We start from the raw sequence: 17,033 nt of genomic DNA, 5'->3' as shown, positions 1-17,033 counted from the left end.
CTCGGCGCCGCGCCGGGACGCTCATGTCGGGCTGAAGGGTTCCGGCTTGTCGGAGACAACGGACCGGAAGCTCTCCACCTGATCCGTGTGTTTCACCCGACCAGGGCGGCCACCCGCCTGCTGGCCGAGATCCGCGAGCAGGGCTATCCGGATAAGCAGCACCCTGCTCGTGTGCCACCTCCCAGCAGGGACACCCCGACCCCGCACGCACCCCGCCGTCCCCACGTCACCGGGTCGACTGGCCGGTGATCAGGCACGAGAACCTGCCCGATCACCGGCGGTGGCACCGAGACGACCTGGTCGCAAGCTGTCCGCAGATGACCGTCCTGGCCGCCCAGGTAGGCGCGTTTACCCCTACCCACCGGGCGCCGCAGCGAAGACCTCGACACGTGGATCAAAACCGTGCGGGACGACGACCCGCCCTGCATACTGTCGTCGCCGGCCTCAAGCTTGCGATTTAACGCAGTTTTCGATCAACCGGTCGGTTGCCACGGCGAGAGACCACAACTCCATGAAAAGGCGACCTTGGTACGGTTGAGGTAACGCAATCGATCCAAGGTCGCAACCATGAGTATCCTCTTCGACTCCGTCGACGTCGAGGCCACGGTGGCCGACCCCACCGGCAGCCGGGCCACCATGACCGCCGCCGGCCCCGACGACCTCGATCCCGGCGGCACCACGGCCGGCGATACCGAGGCACCGGCCCGGCTCGTCCGGTTCCGCGCCGAGGTACACCGGTGCTTCACCCGGCGCGGGGACACCCTGTTCGACCTCGCCGACGCGATGCTGTGCGCCTCCGGGCCGGTCCGCTCTCCGGCGGAGCTGTCGGTGGAACCGGAGTGCCGCCGCGGGCACGGGGCTGCCTACGCCGCCCTGGCCCGGGGCCGCATCGACACCGCCGCCCTGCGCCGGCTACAGGCCGCCCACATCGATCCCGCCCGCGTCGGCGAACCACTGATGTTCAGCCTCGACACCACCCCGCTGGCCCGGCCCGACGCCGCACACACCGACGGCCGGACCATGGTCCACCTCCGCCGCAAGGGCGGCGACGCGTTCCTGCCCGGCTTCGACTACAGCATGATGGTCGGCGTCGGCTGGGGCGCCTCCTCGTGGGTGAGCCCACTCGACGCCCGCCGCCTACCCCCCGGCGCCAACCTCACCGCCCTCACCGTGGCCCAAGTCCGCGGCGTGCTCGCCGACCTAGCCGCCACCGGCACGCTGGCCCCCGCCGACCCGGCGCCGCTGTTGCTGTTCGACGCCGGCTACGACCCGCTCGGCCTTGCGTAGATTTCATGCCGCTGGCCAGCATCTTTATGGAAATCAGATGGAGTTGCCCAGTGTGGGGTGTCCCGTCCTGGCCAGGGCGCCCGCTATGTCGGCCAGCGCGTGGGCCTGCCGGTCCGGATAGGGATGGTGCGGGCGATCTGCTCGGCTCGGTCATGCTCCCCAGCCCGCGCGAGAGCCCCCGCCACCTCAACCAGCGAACTGTCCTGCCAGAGTGGGTCGCTGACAGCGCGGGCGATGACCGGGCCACGCGCCGTGATGGGCGGGTGCTCCGGTAGCTGAGGGCCAGATTGTGGGATCCGCCACCGGCGGGTTGATCCAGTGCTCCGCGAGCAGGCTGTGCGGGAGCTTTCCTTCAGGCGTCAGCGTGGTCGCGGCCTAGCTGGCCGCAGGTGTCGTCCAAGGTCGTGCGCAGTGGGCCGGCCGGCGGGTGGGACCCAGGGGCGGCGCGGCCGTCCAGCGCGGCGATCGTCCGGTGGTAGAGGAGCTCGGCGCGTCCGGGGTCGGTTTCGATCGCGACCAGGCCGAGCTTGCCCACGTCGGCCAATGCTCCCAGCATGTAGAACGCGACGCCGGTGCGGCGTGCGTTGCTGTAGAGCAGGCCGGCCCGCAGCGCCGTGTCAAGGACATCGTCGGGGGTCAGCCCGCGGTAGGCCGAGTTCTGGACGCGGTCGCTGGCCTGGTAGCAGCGCGGCGCGCCCTCGGGCGTCCGGTACTCGCCGGTCGCCTCGTCGAACTCACCTTGGACCAGCCCGCGCAGCAGGAAGGTGGGCGCGGTCGCGCCACCCATCCGGAGGTTGATCTCCAGCGCGTGGCAGGCTCCGCCGGCGGTCGCGGGCTCGACCACGAAATCGATGCTCAGGTGGCCGAGCACGCCCCGGTCGGCCAGCGCCTTGCCGGCCCGCAGGGCCAGCGCCTGGATCTGGCGACGGGCTGCCGGGTGGGCCGGGAAGACGCAGCCGAGAAACATCTGGCCGCTGGGTCCACCGAGAATCTGGTCGTGGGTCGACACCACCCGCGCTCCAGTCCCGGGGGTGATCTCGAGCTGCACCGACGGAGAAACCGTCCCGGTTGAATCGATGAATCGTTCGACTATCCCCCCCATTTTCAGGAGCTTCTCGCCATAGGTTTCCCAGGTGTCGGCGGGACTGGCCACCGTTAGCCGCCGGGGGAGTTCCGACCGGATCCAGGGTTCGAGGTCACGGTTCGGCCCGCCCTCGAACGAAAAGACAGCGTTCCCGCCGCCCGCGAAGCTGTCATTCAGCTTGACGATCGCGCTGCGTGTTGCTCGGTCGGCCGCCTTCACCGTCGCCAGCGCGGCGACGAGGTCGGCCTCGGTCCGGACGCCCTCGACCCCGGCCGGGACCGGCACACCGGCGTCGCGCAGCAGCGTTCGCGACCCGCTCTTCCCGCCGATCTCACTCAGTGCCGGATCGCACGCGTACAGTGGCATCCCCAGCGCGACGGCCAGCGACTGCTCGAGCGGCGTGCTCACGTAGGTGACCAGGTGGGCCCGGCCGCGGGCCGGGACCGAGCGGCGCAGCCGGTCCAACTGGTCCGGGCTGGCCAGGATCTTCTCCGTCAGCGGCGTCGGGCCTGGGTCGGCGCAGTCCAGCAGCGTGAGCCGCTGGCGAGCGTGCCGTCTGGGCAACGACGGGACGAGGTCGAAGGCGTACTCGACGACGGCGGGGTCAAGCGCCTCGCTGGTTACGTAGATCACCCGGGTCGCTGGCTGGGTGAGCGTGGAGAGCATGAACAGCAGGCGTTCCTCGAAATGCATGACTCCTGGGATCTTCGCGAGTTCGTCGGGATGCAGCGTCAGGCTGGGAACGACTATCACGGTTTGCTCGGCGTCGGCCGCACCGAGAATCGCGCCGAGACTGTTCTGGAGCCGGTCAAATATGGGAGAATTATCCATGAAATTGTCCTTTTGGTCGCCTCTGTCACGGACCCTCGAAGCATCGTCGGGATACGGTGTTCCGGTGCGCGTCCTGAACGCGCAGATGCCCTCTGGCCTGGGATTCCGCTCTGGGACAGGGTTCACCGGAACAGGTCGGGGGAGCTATGAGATGCGATTGTTGCACGCCTGCTGAGGATTCGTTTCCAATTCGACGCTCGAACCCGGTCGCTCTGGCAGAGCTGATCCCGGACGCGGCCGGCATCGACCCCGCCATGCGAGGACAACCGCGGACCACATGAAAGTCCGGCCAGTCCGGCGGACCCGCACGCTGAACCCGCCACGCCGAACCGGCCGGAGCCGATCAGCAACTGATTCGTTCAGGGCGAACCGACCGCCCGTAGATCACAGACGCAGATGTTCATCGGTGGATTGGGCTGGCGGCTGATTGCCCGCACGCGCCCGCCTCACCCGTGACTGTCGCGCCCGGTAGCTTTGCCAGCGATCGCCATCGACGGGATCGGGCCTGCAGACCGGGCGGTGGAGCGACTCACGACCGCCGGCTCGCCTCCGGCCGGAGCGTGTCGCGCGGGCCGACCGACCGGTGGCCGACTGGTGGCGGCCCGGAACCCTCGGCGGTCGTCTGCTGGCCGACCGCGGGCGCTGGCCGCGGTCGGGGCGGCCGGGTCAGGGCCGCCCCACAAATGATCATCACGCTGCCGACCAGCGCACCCGGCCCGAACGGTTCCGAGAGGGCAACGGCCCCGAGGACCGTCGACCACACTGGCACCACGTAGGTGACGGTCGAGGCGACCGTCGCGCCGGCAGCCCGAATGACGCTGAAGTTCAGCACGTACGCGATGCCCGTCCCGGCCGCGCCGAGCCCGAGCAGGGCCAGCCCTGCCCCGACGCCCGGCCAGTGCGGAGCGCCACTCGCCGCCGGGCAGACCAGGATCAGCTCGGCGGCAGCGCAGCCGATCTGCATCGTCGACAGCACGATCGCCGACTCGTCGCGGCTGGACAGGAACCGCCGGGTGTAGGCGAAGCCGGCCCCGTAGCAGGTCGTGGCGCCGATGCAGGCCAGGCTGCCGGTGAGCGTGCCGCTGTGCACCCCGTGCCAGATGCCCAGCACGACCAGTACCCCGGCGAAGCCCAGGGCCAGGCCGAGCAGGCGCCGCGGCCCCGGACGCTCACCCGGTACGAGCGCGAGGACGAACAGCAGCGTGGTGAGCGGGGTCGTCGCGTTGAAGATGCCCGCCAGTAGGGAGGACACCTGCGTCTCACCCCAGGCCAGCAGCGCGAACGGAACCGAGTTGAGCAGCGCCGCGACCAGGGCGACGTGGCCCCAGAGGGCGGCCGACCGGGGCAACCGCTGCCCGGTGGCGACGAACAGGACGCCGAGGATGAGCGCGCCGAGAAGGCAGCGCCACAGCGCCACCCACAGCGGCGGGACATCCGCGTCGACCGCGACCTTGATCAGGGCGAAGCTCGACCCCCAGATCGCAGACAGCAGGATGAAGCCCGGCAACCAGCTGATCTGGGTGCGCCGATCGGTCACCGCGACCGTCCTCCCGCCCTCCCGCCGTACCCGCCCGCGCTCCGCGAGCCTGACACGATGCTCTCGACTCCCGCATGATGTGTCCAACAACCGACGGCACCTGATCTATGAGAGAGACTCATGGCGGTCACTACCAGTCAGCTGCGCGCGTTCGTTGCGGTCGTCGACGACGGCGGGTTCAGCGCCGCCGCGAAGAGTCTCGGGATCAGCCAGGCGGCGGTGTCCCACGCGGTCGCCGCGCTCGAGCGCACCCTCGGCAGCCCGGTCCTCGGTCGGGATGGGGCCCTGGTACTGACCCCGTTCGGCCAGCGGATTCTCGGCCCGGCCCGGATGGCGGTGGCGGCCATCGGTGCCATCGCCGCGTGCGCCGAGCAGCACCATGGCCGGCCAGCCGGCTCGGTCCGGCTGGCCGCGCCGCCGACCGTGTGTCAGGGCCTGCTGCCGGCCCTAATGGCCCACTGGCGGGCCGAGTTCCCCTCGATCCAGATCGCGCTGTTCGAGGGTGGAGACGACGAGGTGGCCGGCTGGCTCGCCGATGACATGGTAGACCTAGCCGTGCTCGTCGACCCGCCGCCCGGTCCGGGTGTGCTGGTGGCCCGGGACGCCTTCCACGCGCTGCTGCACCGGGACCATCCGCTGGCCGGGGAGTCCGCGCTGGCCGTGGCCGACCTCGACGGCGACCCGTTCCTGCTGTCGATCGGCGGGTGCGAGCGTTACATCCGTAAGCTGTACCGGCGGGCCCAGGTGCCGCTGCGGCCCGCGCACCGGGCCCGGGAGATGGCGACGCTGCTGGCCATGGTGCGGTCCGGGGTTGGAGTGTCGATCGTGCCCGGAATCGCCCAGGCGATGCTCGACCCGTCGCTGGTACTGGTACCGCTGCGGGACCGGATCACCCGCAGCATGGTGCTGACCGGACGGGACGACCGCGGCTGGCGCCCGGCCGCGTCGGCCCTGATCGCGGCGACCCGCGGGGAGACCCGGGCCGGCGCGGAGGTTCCGGTGGGTCCCGCCGGCCCGGACCGTCTGGTGCCGGCCCCACGGAGCACTAGCTAGCTCGAGTGTCCGTACTTACGAGTAATTTGAGTCCTACCGGGCCGTGATCGGCGAGATGGCCGCCACGCCTGACCTGAGGGGTCCGCGGGCGACCGGGGTCGGCGCCGAGCCCTCCGCTCAGCCTGCCTCGTCCACGTCGCCCGTCGCGGCACCAGCTACGTCGGTCGCCGGGTCCGTCCCGAGGAAGGCGCGGATCGCCGCGGCGACCTCCACCGGCCGCTCCTCCTGCGGAAAGTCTCCGCACAAGGGCAGGACCAGCAGCGTCGCGCCGGGGATGAGATCGGCGAACCGCTGACCCGTCGACACCGGGACCAGCGGGTCCCTGTCCCCGAAGAGCAGCAGGGTCGGGACGGCCAGCCCGCGCAGCGGCTCGGTCAGCGCGTCGAACGACTTGCCGAAACTGCGCCGGATGTCCAACCCGACCCGGGCCATCGTGCGTCCCCGGGCCCGGATCTGGGCGAAATAGCGGTCGGTGGCGGCCGGATCGACGCGATGGCCGGGCCCATGGGCGGCCTGCCACTTCTCCTCGAAGCCGCCGCGCGGGAAGTACCGGGACGCCCAGCCGCCGATCAGCGGGTTGGCGAGCACCTTGTAGAGGGTGAGATTGGCACTCGTCTCGCCCAGCACCCCCGCCGCCATCACCACCAGCCGGCCGACCCTGGCCGGCCGGGCGGCGGCGAACCAGGCCCCCAGCGAGCCGCCCATCTGACTGCCGACCAGGGTCGGCGCGGCCAGGCTGAGCACGTCGAACAGACTCGCCAGGAGGTCCACGCACCGGTCGGCCGTCCATCCCTTCCCGCGCGGGTCGGGCGAGCGGCCGCTGCCCGGCAGGTCGACAAGGATCACCCGGTGGTCGGTGGCCAGCGCCGGGACGACGTCGCGCCAGGTATAGGAATCGGTCAGGAAGCCGTGCAGGAGGACGACCGGCGGCCCGTCGGTCCGCCCCAGCTCGTAGACGTAGAGGTCCGCGTCTGGGAGCGGGACGAGCCGGCCCTCGGGCAGGCCGCCGTTCAGCTGGTCCCCAGCAGTTCCCGGACCGGCGGGGGTGGTCGGACCGGCGGCCGGTCCGGTCGTGGTCATCGGGTGCCCCCGAAGAAGTCGGTCACCAGGTCGTTGAAAATCTTCGGGATCTCCACCGGCGGGACGTGTGCCGCCGGCAGCAGCGCCATCTTCGCCGCCGGGATGCGCTCAGCCAGTTCCCGCGTCCGCTCCGGGGGGAACAGCATGTCCTTCTCCCCGCCGACGACCAGGGTCGGGCAGGAGATCCGCTCGAGCCCGGCCGGGCTGGTGTGGGCGAGTGCACCGCCGTAGATGCTGCGCAGGCTGGCTGTCGTGTACTGGTCGAACATTGCCCGGCGCAGGCCACTCTCCCACCGGGTCAGCGCGGTCCAGTTGGCCGCTGAGAACAGGAAGGTCTTGAGCACCTCCCAGAAGTTCCCGATGTCGTCGCGCTCCAGGAACCCGTAGAGCATGGTCAGGAACTGCCCGGTCGAGTCGCTCGGGGTGGCGAACGTGGCGACCAGGGCCAGCCCGGTCAGCCGGTCGGGGTGGCGGACCGCGAACCACTGGCTGACCAGCCCGCCATGGGAGAGCCCGAGGACTGTCCCCGCCGGGAACCCGAGCGCGTCGAGCAGCAGTGCCAGGTCGTCGGCGTGCTCCTCGTTGGTCGGGAAGCCGGTGGTCGAGACTGAGTCGCCGAACCCCCGCATGTCGTAGGTGAGGACGGTGAAGTACTTGCGCAGCGTCGGGATCTGGCGCATCCAGGTTCCGGACAGCGTCGTGACGAGGACAAGCAGCGGACCCTCGCCCCGGAGGCGGTAGCTGATCGAGCCGCCAGGCAGGTCGACGACCCGCGGGCGGTCGGACTCCGCGACCAGGTCGGTGCTCCGCGTTTCGGCCGTGTTCGAGGTCATCAGGTCTCTCCTTGCCAGCGGGCCGGGGCCAGCGCCGGTGGGTCGGGTCAGCCGGAGCCGGGGTCAGCCGGAATGGACACGGTGCCAGGTCGCCGAGCGGCCGTGGATCTCGTCGATCTTGTGGCGCCGCAGTTTCGTCGTCTCGGTGACGGTGCCTTCCTCGATGGACGGCAGCGCCTCGACGACCGCGAACGACCGGACCCGCTCCCACGGGTGCAGCACCGCGTTCATCTCGTCGAGCTTGGTCCGGCAGTGCTTGCGCGCCATCTCGTCCGTCCCGAAATCGGACCTGGTCGGGTCGAAGAACAGCAGGGCGCCGAGCCGGCCCGGTTCGTACTGGGTGACCACCGCGACCTCGGCCCCGGTGGCCCGGACGGCGGCCTCCTCGATGGGCCGGACGAAGACCTTCTCGCCACTTGGCAGCGCGAGGAAGTCTCGCAGGCGCCCGAGCACGGACAGGAACCCGTCCTCGTCGAACTCGCCGACGTCGCCCGTTCCGTGCCAGGCCTGCCGGTCGTGCGCCACCACTTCGATCTCGCCGTCCACCAGCCGCCCGTACAGGAACGGGGCGGGGGTGTAGACGAGGATCTCGCTGGTCTGCGGGTCAAGCCGGACGTCCCCCCAGGGGATGGGTCGGCCAACCGTGCCGTGCCGGGTCGCCTCGGGGGTGTTCAGTCCGATCATGCCGAGTTCGGTTGTCCCGTAGACCTCGCAGACCGGTACCCCGCCGACTTCGAGTGCATCCAGCACGGCCGGTTCACTCGGCGCGCTACCGACGAACACCATCTTGATCGCGTCGCCGAACGCCGCCCGGCAGGCGGCCTCCCGGGTCAGTGTCCCGGTCGGATCGCGCCGCAGCGTCTCGCCGACCCGCCAGGCCAGGTGGCTCAGCGAACGCGGCACCGCGACGTGCAGGGTCGGATTCAGCACGGCGCCGTCGGCGGCGAAGTGCGCCGGCTCGGACAGGATGAAGTCGAGGCCGGCGTCGAGGCCCCAGTACAGCATCATCCGCTGGGGCAGGTGTGAAAGCGGCAGGTAGAGCAGCAGCCGGTCGCGTCCGTCGAACCCGTAGATCTCGGCGAAGCGGTCCATGGTGAACAGCAGCGGTTCGGAGTGCACCGCGAACAGCTTCGGTTCCGACAGCGTCCCGCTCGTCGAGACGATCGTGAACGGCTCTGCCCCGCGCCGCACCGCCGTGAGATCGGCGGTGGTTGACCCGGTCACCTTGGTCGACTTGGCCAGCAGGTCGCCCACGGCCGGGACGCCGGCAGCCGCGCTCGCCTCGGCCAGTAGCAGGACGTCGAGCCCGGCGTCAGTGAATGCTGCCGCGCTGGCGGCCTGGTCGGTGAAGACGAGCCGGCAGCGGCTGTCCCGCACCGTCCCGAGCACCCGCCCGGGTGGCGCGCTCGGGTACAGCGCGACCGAGATCGCTCCCGTGATGAGGCAGGCCAGATCGGCCAACAGCCACTCGTAGGACGACGCTCCGTGGATGGCCACACGGTTGCCCGGGCGCACTCCCCGGGCCTGAAGCGCGGCGGCGAGGACCGTGGCGTCGCGGTGGCAGTCGGGGTAGGAGACCCCGACCAGCTTGCCGCTCCGTCGACAGAAGATCGTGCTGGTCGTCCTGGCCGGCATCGCGTCGACGATCGCAGGGAGCCGGCAGGCGGGGGCAGTCACCCGCGCGGCGTCGGCCGTCGGCCGGTTCGGCGGCCCACTCATGCTGGTCATGCTCGTGGTGTTCGACGCGGCCACGGGTCAGCCGCCCGGCGGAATCTCGGCCGGGCCCCGCTCGCCGTAGCCGAGCGCGTCAGTGAAGAGCTGGCCGTACGCCAGCAGCGTGTATTTCCAGGTCGTGACCATCAGCTGATAGTTCTCGGGCACCTCGGCCAGTCGGTCGAACGCCTTGCGGACCCGGGCGATGTGGTCCTGATCCTCGGCCGAATGCACCCTGAGGAACGACACGGCATGCTGGCAGAACGGGTATTGGCCCAGTGCTTGGGCCACCTTCGGGCCGAGCGAGGCGCCCAGCCCCTCGGTGGCGGCAGCGAAGCCGAGGATACCGTTCTCCTGACCGGACGACGCCAGGTAATGGTTCTGGCTGATCATCGTCCATGTCCCCAGGCCCGGCAGCCCGCCCAGATAACTCGGCGCGTCCAGATCCAGCTTTCGGATGTCGTGCACGCACAGCCGGTCGTGGTGACGTTCGTCGACCGCCAGGTCGAGGAACCAGTCCTGTAGCCATTCCGGTTCGGTCCGGGCGGCCGCGCTCGCCAGGAAATGCGGGGTCTGCCCGACCAGATGATAGGTCTCGCGAAGGTATCCGGCGTAGACAGGCTTCGTCAGATCGCCGTTCAGGATCCGGTCGATGAACGGATGCTCGAGCACGAACTTCTGGAGGATCGGCGCGGTTTCGGCCAGTGCCTCCTCGTACCGGCCGCCTGAGGGCTGACCAACGGCCATCTCATGCCTCCAAGAGTCCGAGCTGGGACATGGTGTCGTGGAACCGTGCGCGGGTCCGGGGTATGTAGTCGGGCTCGACGAAACCCGCCTGAATTCCCCACTCGATAGACTTCGCAAGCTCCCCGCCGAGGTAGCCTTCGAGATGGTTCTGGTACCACCTGCAGTATTCGATGCCGCGCTTCCTATTTTCCTCGCTCTCGGCCAGCAAACGCTTGGCCACGGTGATTCCGAATGCGACGTGCCGGCGCTCCTCGCGCTCGATGCGGGCAAACTGGTAGAAGTAGTCCGGCTTGCTCCGGCCGAGTTGGTACAGTTCTTCCATGGCCAGCACACCCTCGGCGTAAAGATTCAGCCCGATGAGCACTTCAAGCTCGTCGTCACTGGAGTGCAGTTTCTTGAACCGATCGTCGATGTCGTCGATTCGGTAGCGTTCGTGGTCGAATCCGTCCCACTTCAGGCCGAGCCGCTCGACGCCCTCCTTGAACAGGCCGGCGTGCACGATCTCGTCCGAGGCGTGGTGGAGCAGGAAGGACTTCTCGCGCAGGATCTGGCGTTTGGGAATCCAACGGGTGCACAGATCGATGATCTCGAGTTCGGAATAGTAGAAATTGACGTAGACGGTGAGAATCAGGTCCCACGCATCCGAGCCGTAGGCGTCGATGATCTTTTCCATCGGGGTGGTCGTCACGATGCCCTCCCGGCAGGCTGCGAAGGCGCGGAGTCGGCCTCTGGCTTCGCCGTGAACACGTCCTCGACCTCGATCGACAGGGACTTGAGGACACGGCTGGTGAAGTTGTACGTGCCGATCGCGACCACGATGTTCACGATCTCGCTGTCGGTGAAGTGTTCGCGCAGCCGGGCCCGCATCTGGTCGGTGGTCCCGTCGGCGTCTCGCGTGAGGGTGTCGGCCAGTTCGAGGATCAGTGCCTCGCGCGGGTCGAACACCGCCTTCTCGTCGACCGGGTTGCCGATCGCGCAGATCTCCTGCTCGGCCACGCCTGCGCGCCGCGCGGACGCGGTCATGTGGGCGACGCAGTAGGTGCAGTCCTGGGCCTTGGCGGTGCCGAGCGCGGCCAGCGCCCGCAGCCGCGGGCCGATGGTCGGCGAACTGTAGACCTGCGCCCAGAAGGGCACGAAGGCCGCCAGCAGGTCGGGGCAGAGGCCCAGCGCCCGCAGGATGTTCGGCACGAAGCCGTACTGCTCGGCGACTGCGCCGAAAATCGGCTCGACCTCCGGCGGGGCATCGGCCTCGGTCAGCAGCTTAACAAAGGCCATCGGGCACCTCCTCGGAGGCGATTCCAACCGGAACCTCCGCCGGAACCTCGGCCTGCAGATCGGTCGGAAGCTCCGCCGGGGTCAGGAAGCCGTAGCTGATCGCCTCGTGAACGACGACGGCGGCCTGCTCCGGCCCGGCGACACCCCGCTCGACCAGCAGGTCGGCGAGTTCCGAGCCGTTCGTCCCACCGTCGGCGGCCGCGAGCACCGTGGAGAGCGCCGGCGTCTTGGCCAGCACGGCGCCGTCGACCGAGACGAGCGACCCCGACGGGCGCAGGTAGGCGCCGTCGACGGCGAAGTCGTCGACCTGGCCGTAGGTGGTGGCGGCGGTCAGCGGCCGGGTCAGGTCAACGCCCGTACCGGCCGACTTGCCCTCGAAGATGCCCTCGATCGTGCTGCGCAGATCGTCCGGTACCTCGAGGCGCTCGAGGTACCGGCTGTACCAGGAGCGGTGGGCGAATGCGCCGGCGATGAGCGAGATGAACGCCTTCTCGGGCTCGATGCCGGGCACATCGAACTGGCTGCGGGCATGCCAGAAGTAGGAGTCCTTGCTGCCCGCGTGGCCGCCGTACAGGAAGTAGACCTGAGCCCGCAGCCGCGCGAACTCCTTGCGGTAGGCGTTCTCGTAGAAGCCGAGCAACGGGCTGAGGCCGAGTTCCGGCTTGTCCAGGACGGTGTTCACGGTGACGGCGCCGAGGTAGCCGCTCAGCATCGCCAGGTGGACGCCGGTCGAGAAGAGGGGGTCGATGAAGCAGGCAGCATCGCCGATGGCGAGGTAGCCGTCGCCGGCGAAGGTGTCGTACATGTACGACCAGTCGCGCTGGATGTGGATGCCCTCGATCTGCTCGGCACCGGCCAGCCGCTCGGCGATCTCGGGGCTGCGCGCGATCGCGTCACGGTAATACGCTTCCAGCCCCGCCTCCCGGTGCTTCTGGTAGATCTCGCGGTCGACGACCGCACCGATGCTGGTGATGTCGTCCCGCAGCGGGATGAACCACCACCAGCCGTCGGAGAATGTCGGCAGGAAGGTGTTTCCGGCGTCGATTCCTTCGGGCCGCCTGGCCCCCCTCCAGTAACTCCAGATCGCCATGTTCTTGAGATACGGGTCCCATTCCTGGGTGTGCAGACGCTTGGTGACCAGACCTCCCTGGCCCGATGCATCGATGATCCAGCGTCCACTGATCTGGCCGGTCTCCCCCGTCGCGGTTCGGAAGTCGACCGTGTTCAGATCGCCTGGATTGAGGGCGAAGTCGGTGACCCGGTGTTCCTCGCGGACATCGACGCCGTGTTCCCGTGAGTTGTCGAGCAGCATCTTGTCGAACGGGCCCCGCTCGACCTGGTAGCCGTAATCGTATGGCATCGCCAGGGCGTCCTTGAAGTAGACCCGCCAGGGCTCACGCCGCTCACCCCAGACCCATTCGACGCCGAACTTCTTGATGTAGCCGTCGTTCTCGAGCCGGTCGAGGACGCCGATCTTCTTGAGCAGGTCGGCCGTGCCCGACAGCAACGATTCGCCGATGTGGTAGCGTGGAAACTTGGCCGCCTCAAGGAGGACGACCGACTTTCCGCTGTCTCGCAGCAGCGTGCTCGCCATGGAGCCGCCTGGGCCCCCACCGATGACAATCACGTCGTACTGGTCAGTGGCGTCCGCCATGGACACTCCCGTCTCCGGTCCGCGCCAACGGTCCGGATTGGTCCGGTGCCGGCGTGGGCGTTGGTTTTACTGCTGGCTGCGCGGCGCTCGGTCGGTCAGACGTAGACGTCGATCGCCTCGTCGTAGGTCATGAGATAGCGGTAGAATGGATTGCTGGTGCGGAACGTCCGGGAGAACAGCTCGCCGACGCGGAGCAGGAGGGCGACGCTGGTGCCGTCCTCGTCGAGTTCGGTGTCGATGAACTCCTTTCCGGTCTCCTCGAAACCGAGCGCCATCAGCGGTCTGATCGGCGTGGTGGCCGTCTGGGTGAAGAGGTCGGCCAGGATGTGGTTGAAACCGTTGGCCAGGCACCAGTGCAGGCAGCCCTTGACCAGTCCGCCGAGCACCCCGTACGGCAGCTCGTCCCACCTCCGGGTGCGGTACTCAGGCAATATCATCAACCGCTGACATTCGATGAGTCTCTTCTCGCCGCGTAGGTCGGCGATAGAGACAAACTGCTCGACCGGAAGGCCTTCGGGTGAATCCGCGACCAGTCGCATTGTTCCGGTCGCGACGCCGTCGACGCTGGCCAGGAGATATGTGGATGCGGCGTCGTAACGATCCTGGTAACTTCCGCCGGCGTCACTTGGCAGCCAGCCGAACTCCTTGCCGTAAACCGCTTCCCAGAGCGTCGCCACCTGTTCGAAGTCGGCATCTGTCCGGGCTCGGAAGACCTGCCTTCCCAGGGTTGTGGGACGCGGTTCTTCGACAAACTTCCACACCATAGGATCAGCCTGTTTCCCTCGGTCTCACTGGACTTCCGATGCGATGTGGGGCAGGGATCGCCGGGATTTCTGGCGAGCTGGGACGCTCGCTGTGTGCGCGATCGTCCCCTCCTGGTCAGGCGCGTGACCAAGCAACGTCCACGCGTCGGGATGGCTGCTGGCCGGGTACTCGAACAGCTGCCGAAGGGAATGCTAGGAACCGCTTGCCGACATGACCACCCTCGCCAGGCCACTCTTGTTTCCGGGTGGCTCCCCGAGCGACGGACGCGAACCGAGTCCGACCGGGCACCCGGATATTCTCCCCGGGTACACCGTCCGGGTTTGTTGCTTCCTCTGTCGGCCACCCATCCGCCGGCCCCAGGATGCTCCAGATGGTGTTCGGCTGGCTGTTGGACCGCTTCCGCCGGACGGGGGCATAACTCTTCGCCCGCCCGCGCGCGGAGCCGGGGAAGCACTGGTCCGGATGGTCATGCCGGGCCTCGCTCCCGTTTGCTCACACGTTTGTCGCTTTTTGTCCATCGCGGAGCGGGTGGGTGGTCTAGGATCGATTCTTGGGTGCCAGTCGACGCTACGTTCCGTTACGTGCGGACTGTCCGAAACATCGACCGGACGCCGTCCAGTGGGGGAGATGGCGTCGTGGTAAAGATTCGGGAGATCGGGAGACACGAGTGTGGGAATCGTCGTCGTCGTTATCTCCCAAGATCCACTCTTCGGTGAGGGCCTACGGTCCCTTCTTGATCACGACGCTGAGATTGCAGCTGTCGCTGCTGCGTCCGGCGTGTCCGAGGTCGAATTAACCGTGGCCAACGCGGGATGCGCCGTGGCAGTAGTGCATCATCAGCCGCCGGTCACCGACAGTTTGTGCATCGCGGCCCAGTTGGGTGCAACCTTCGGGAGCGAGCTGGCCACTCTCGTGCTGGCCGAGACGGCCGGCGATCCGGGCCCGGAAAAAGCCTTGCGAGCGGGGGCCCGTGGATATCTCACCCGGTCGGTGACCGTTCACCTGCTGCGGCTGGCGGTGCTCGGGCTGGCCGCCGGTGGGCTGGTTCTGGAGCCGTCAGCGGTCGACGATGTGCTCGCTGCCGGGCCCGCGACGGCGGTCACCGAGACGGACGCCGCCCATATGCTCACCCCCCGCGAGCGAGTCGTTTTCGAACTTCTGGCGGAAGGGTTGAGCAACGCTGAGATCGCCGTCGAGTTGTCAGTGGCGGCGTCGACGGTCAAGAAGCACGTGAGCGCGGTCCTGAGAAAGCTCGAGCTACGGGATCGCCAGCACGCGGCGGTTGTCGGAAACCGGCGCCGGGACCCGCCACCGGTCGTGCGGGCCGACGGCGGCCCGCCTACGCCCACCAACGAAACGAGTCGGATTGTCCTGCGCCGTCCGAGCGCAGCTCGAGGCCGCGAGGCCGCGAATGGCAGCCGGCCGCCATCGGGCCAGAGTGAGCAGGCCGGTCGAGAAAGGTCGTTGTAGATGTCCATGCCCGCACTTGACGCCGAGCGGCCGGGGAAGCACGACCTGGCGGCGGTCGTAGCACTGCGCCGCCGCCTGCACAGCCACCCGGAACTGGGGCTTGACAATCCGATCACGCAGCGGCAGATCGTCTCTGCGCTGCACGATGTGGGAATATCCGACCTGGTCACCGGAACGGGCTGCTCGTCGGTCGTCGCGACCGTGTCCGGCGGTCGGCCCGGCCCGGTCCTGCTGCTGCGGGCCGACACCGACGCCCTGCCGATCACCGAGCGGTCCGGTCTTGGTTTCGCCAGTCAGGTACCTGGGGTCGCGCACGCCTGCGGCCACGATGCTCACGTTGCGATGCTGGTCGGGGCGGCCCGCATGATTGCTGCCCGGGCAGCCGACCTGGCCGGTTCCGTCCGGTTCGTGTTTCAGCCGGGGGAGGAGGGGCACGGCGGGGCGGCCAGGATGATCGACGAGGGGCTGCTCGACCGTGCCAGCCCGGCCGACGCCGCGTTCGCGCTGCACGTCACGCCCAGCCTGCCGAGCGGTGTTGTCGCGACCCGGCCGGGCACGATGTTCGCCGCCGCGGACATCTTCGAGGTGACGCTGCGGGGTGCGGGCGGGCATGCCGCGTCGCGGCACCTGGCCCGCGATCCGATGCCGGCGGTCGCAGACCTGGTCACCACCCTTCTGGGGGCCATCCCGCGGGCGGCTCCGCCGTTTACGCCGGTCGTGGTCACGGTCGGCCGGATCGGTGCCGGTACGGTCGGCAACGTGATCCCGGACGAGGCCGTGATCAGCGGGACGCTCCGCGCGGTCGACGAGGACACGCGATCAGCAGCGTGGGCGGTGCTCGAGCGAGTCTGCCGCGGTGTCGCCCAGGCCCACGACGTGACCGTCGAGATTCGTCGGACCTGCCGGCACCCGCCGGTGGTCAATGATCCTGGGTTCACCGGTCTGGTCCAGGACGCGGCCCGGGCCGTTGCCGGCCCTGGCCGGGCGGTGCTGCTGCCGACCCCGGTGATGGCCGGCGAGGACTTCGGCTGCCTGCTTGAGCGGGTGCCGGGAACGCTCGCCGTCCTGGGCGCCTGCCCGACTGATCTCCCCGACCCAGCGACCGCGCCGGCCTGCCACGCGGCCGATATGCGGATCGACGAGGACGCGCTGGCCACCGGAGTCGCCCTGCACGCGGCGGTCGCCGCCGCGTTCCTGCGCCCATCCACCTCCATCGCACGCCTCCGCACCCCTACGTCCTCCCGCGGTTCTACCGACGCTCCGGCCGCCTCGTCCTGACCACCCCGGGGATTCCGTTCCTTCAACCGGCGGCGACGGAGGACGTCGCGGCGCCTGTCGGTCTGTCTCTCGCGTCGCGCCCGCAGGCGTGTGCTGAGGATCCCCCCCCGAGGCAGCGGCCCGATCGGGGTACAGTTCACAGACATCGAGCGGCACCGTCTCACGGCCTCGGCGCGAAGACGCGCAGGAAGGTGTCGACGCCCGCGGCGATCGCTTTTCGTTGTTCCGCCTGGCGTACCTTCCGCGCCTTCGAGCTCCTCCCGCTGACCCTTGGCTGACATCCACGCACCGGTTCCATCCGTCGTCACTGCCGCACGAAAGGCCGACCGTCGCCGCCAGTCCGACCGACGGATGCTGTGTGCAACCCAGGGGTGGTACCCACCGCGATCGCCCACGAACTCGCCGACCAGCACGTGCAGACCCTGA

Annotated in this window: 15 protein-coding genes; 5 read left to right on the top strand and 10 right to left on the bottom strand. The window is 69.1% G+C overall.

The window, feature by feature from the left end; all coding sequences use genetic code 11:
* Together MJ797_RS21905 and MJ797_RS21900 are read left to right on the top strand one after the other, a co-directional pair.
* A partial coding sequence (locus MJ797_RS21905; RefSeq protein WP_239340455.1) for a hypothetical protein occupies window positions 1-249 on the top strand: 249 nt, incomplete at its 5' end.
* A 318-nt stretch (window positions 250-567) separates the two neighbouring features.
* Window positions 568-1,287 carry a transposase gene (locus tag MJ797_RS21900; RefSeq protein ID WP_239340453.1) on the top strand — a complete coding sequence of 240 codons (720 nt, stop codon included), beginning with the start codon at window positions 568-570 and terminating at the stop codon, window positions 1,285-1,287.
* Window positions 1,288-1,639: 352 nt separating this feature from the next.
* Here the strand turns inward: MJ797_RS21900 and MJ797_RS21895 are convergent, their stop codons facing one another.
* Both MJ797_RS21895 and MJ797_RS21890 read right to left on the bottom strand, forming a co-directional pair.
* Complete coding sequence (locus MJ797_RS21895) at window positions 1,640-3,202, bottom strand: peptide ligase PGM1-related protein (protein ID WP_239340451.1); 1,563 nt, start codon at window positions 3,200-3,202, stop codon at window positions 1,640-1,642.
* Between the two features lie 529 nt (window positions 3,203-3,731).
* Window positions 3,732-4,739, bottom strand: a complete 1,008-nt coding sequence (locus MJ797_RS21890; protein ID WP_239340449.1) for a DMT family transporter — start codon at window positions 4,737-4,739, stop codon at window positions 3,732-3,734.
* 120 nt (window positions 4,740-4,859) lie between these two features.
* On the opposite strand from MJ797_RS21890, the gene MJ797_RS21885 reads away from it, so the two are divergent.
* On the top strand, window positions 4,860-5,792 hold the full coding sequence (locus tag MJ797_RS21885; protein WP_239340446.1) for a LysR family transcriptional regulator: 933 nt from the start codon (window positions 4,860-4,862) through the stop codon (window positions 5,790-5,792).
* 117 nt (window positions 5,793-5,909) lie between these two features.
* Here the strand turns inward: MJ797_RS21885 and MJ797_RS21880 are convergent, their stop codons facing one another.
* The 8 genes from MJ797_RS21880 to MJ797_RS21845 form a co-directional block, all read right to left on the bottom strand.
* Window positions 5,910-6,872 carry an alpha/beta fold hydrolase gene (locus tag MJ797_RS21880; protein WP_239340442.1) on the bottom strand — a complete coding sequence of 321 codons (963 nt, stop codon included), beginning with the start codon at window positions 6,870-6,872 and terminating at the stop codon, window positions 5,910-5,912.
* The gene (locus MJ797_RS21875; RefSeq protein WP_239340439.1) at window positions 6,869-7,705 is read right to left on the bottom strand and encodes an alpha/beta fold hydrolase; all 837 of its coding nucleotides are present in this window, start codon (window positions 7,703-7,705) and stop codon (window positions 6,869-6,871) included. The genes MJ797_RS21880 and MJ797_RS21875 overlap by 4 nt, the downstream gene beginning before the upstream one ends.
* 63 nt (window positions 7,706-7,768) lie before the next feature.
* Window positions 7,769-9,424, bottom strand: a complete 1,656-nt coding sequence (locus tag MJ797_RS21870) for an AMP-binding protein (RefSeq protein ID WP_239340428.1) — start codon at window positions 9,422-9,424, stop codon at window positions 7,769-7,771.
* A 36-nt stretch (window positions 9,425-9,460) separates the two neighbouring features.
* A complete protein-coding gene (locus MJ797_RS21865) occupies window positions 9,461-10,165 on the bottom strand; it encodes an iron-containing redox enzyme family protein (RefSeq protein WP_239340426.1) in 705 nt (234 codons plus the stop codon).
* Window position 10,166: 1 nt separating this feature from the next.
* A complete protein-coding gene (locus MJ797_RS21860) occupies window positions 10,167-10,853 on the bottom strand; it encodes a hypothetical protein (RefSeq protein WP_239340423.1) in 687 nt (228 codons plus the stop codon).
* On the bottom strand, window positions 10,850-11,440 hold the full coding sequence (locus tag MJ797_RS21855; RefSeq protein ID WP_239340420.1) for a carboxymuconolactone decarboxylase family protein: 591 nt from the start codon (window positions 11,438-11,440) through the stop codon (window positions 10,850-10,852). The genes MJ797_RS21860 and MJ797_RS21855 overlap by 4 nt, the downstream gene beginning before the upstream one ends.
* On the bottom strand, window positions 11,427-13,094 hold the full coding sequence (locus tag MJ797_RS21850) for a tryptophan 7-halogenase (RefSeq protein WP_239340407.1): 1,668 nt from the start codon (window positions 13,092-13,094) through the stop codon (window positions 11,427-11,429). The genes MJ797_RS21855 and MJ797_RS21850 overlap by 14 nt, the downstream gene beginning before the upstream one ends.
* Window positions 13,095-13,189: 95 nt before the next feature.
* Window positions 13,190-13,858 carry a GNAT family N-acyltransferase gene (locus MJ797_RS21845; protein WP_239340404.1) on the bottom strand — a complete coding sequence of 223 codons (669 nt, stop codon included), beginning with the start codon at window positions 13,856-13,858 and terminating at the stop codon, window positions 13,190-13,192.
* 670 nt (window positions 13,859-14,528) lie between these two features.
* Here MJ797_RS21845 and MJ797_RS21840 point away from each other — a divergent pair.
* Window positions 14,529-15,329, top strand: coding sequence for a response regulator transcription factor (locus MJ797_RS21840; RefSeq protein ID WP_239340388.1), 801 nt, complete (start codon window positions 14,529-14,531; stop codon window positions 15,327-15,329).
* On the top strand, window positions 15,330-16,607 hold the full coding sequence (locus tag MJ797_RS21835; RefSeq protein ID WP_239340367.1) for a M20 family metallopeptidase: 1,278 nt from the start codon (window positions 15,330-15,332) through the stop codon (window positions 16,605-16,607). It begins immediately after the preceding gene.
* Window positions 16,608-17,033: the final 426 nt, after the last annotated feature.

The sequence above is a fragment of the Protofrankia sp. CiP3 genome, from assembly GCF_917627345.1.
In the GTDB taxonomy this organism is placed as follows: Bacteria; Actinomycetota; Actinomycetes; order Frankiales; family Frankiaceae; genus Protofrankia.
This window is presented reverse-complemented; position numbering and strand designations above follow the sequence as displayed.

Bases quoted from the DNA above. Each gene is read 5' to 3' on its own strand.
- MJ797_RS21895 (WP_239340451.1), bottom strand. From the start codon at position 3,202: ATGGATAATTCTCCCATATTTGACCGGCTCCAGAACAGTCTCGGCGCG.
- MJ797_RS21855 (WP_239340420.1), bottom strand. From the start codon at position 11,440: ATGGCCTTTGTTAAGCTGCTGACCGAGGCCGATGCCCCGCCGGAGGTC.
- MJ797_RS21885 (WP_239340446.1), top strand. From the start codon at position 4,860: ATGGCGGTCACTACCAGTCAGCTGCGCGCGTTCGTTGCGGTCGTCGAC.
- MJ797_RS21875 (WP_239340439.1), bottom strand. From the start codon at position 7,705: ATGACCTCGAACACGGCCGAAACGCGGAGCACCGACCTGGTCGCGGAG.
- MJ797_RS21845 (WP_239340404.1), bottom strand. From the start codon at position 13,858: ATGGTGTGGAAGTTTGTCGAAGAACCGCGTCCCACAACCCTGGGAAGG.
- MJ797_RS21870 (WP_239340428.1), bottom strand. From the start codon at position 9,424: ATGAGTGGGCCGCCGAACCGGCCGACGGCCGACGCCGCGCGGGTGACT.
- MJ797_RS21850 (WP_239340407.1), bottom strand. From the start codon at position 13,094: ATGGCGGACGCCACTGACCAGTACGACGTGATTGTCATCGGTGGGGGC.
- MJ797_RS21900 (WP_239340453.1), top strand. From the start codon at position 568: ATGAGTATCCTCTTCGACTCCGTCGACGTCGAGGCCACGGTGGCCGAC.
- MJ797_RS21835 (WP_239340367.1), top strand. From the start codon at position 15,330: ATGTCCATGCCCGCACTTGACGCCGAGCGGCCGGGGAAGCACGACCTG.
- MJ797_RS21880 (WP_239340442.1), bottom strand. From the start codon at position 6,872: ATGACCACGACCGGACCGGCCGCCGGTCCGACCACCCCCGCCGGTCCG.
- MJ797_RS21865 (WP_239340426.1), bottom strand. From the start codon at position 10,165: ATGGCCGTTGGTCAGCCCTCAGGCGGCCGGTACGAGGAGGCACTGGCC.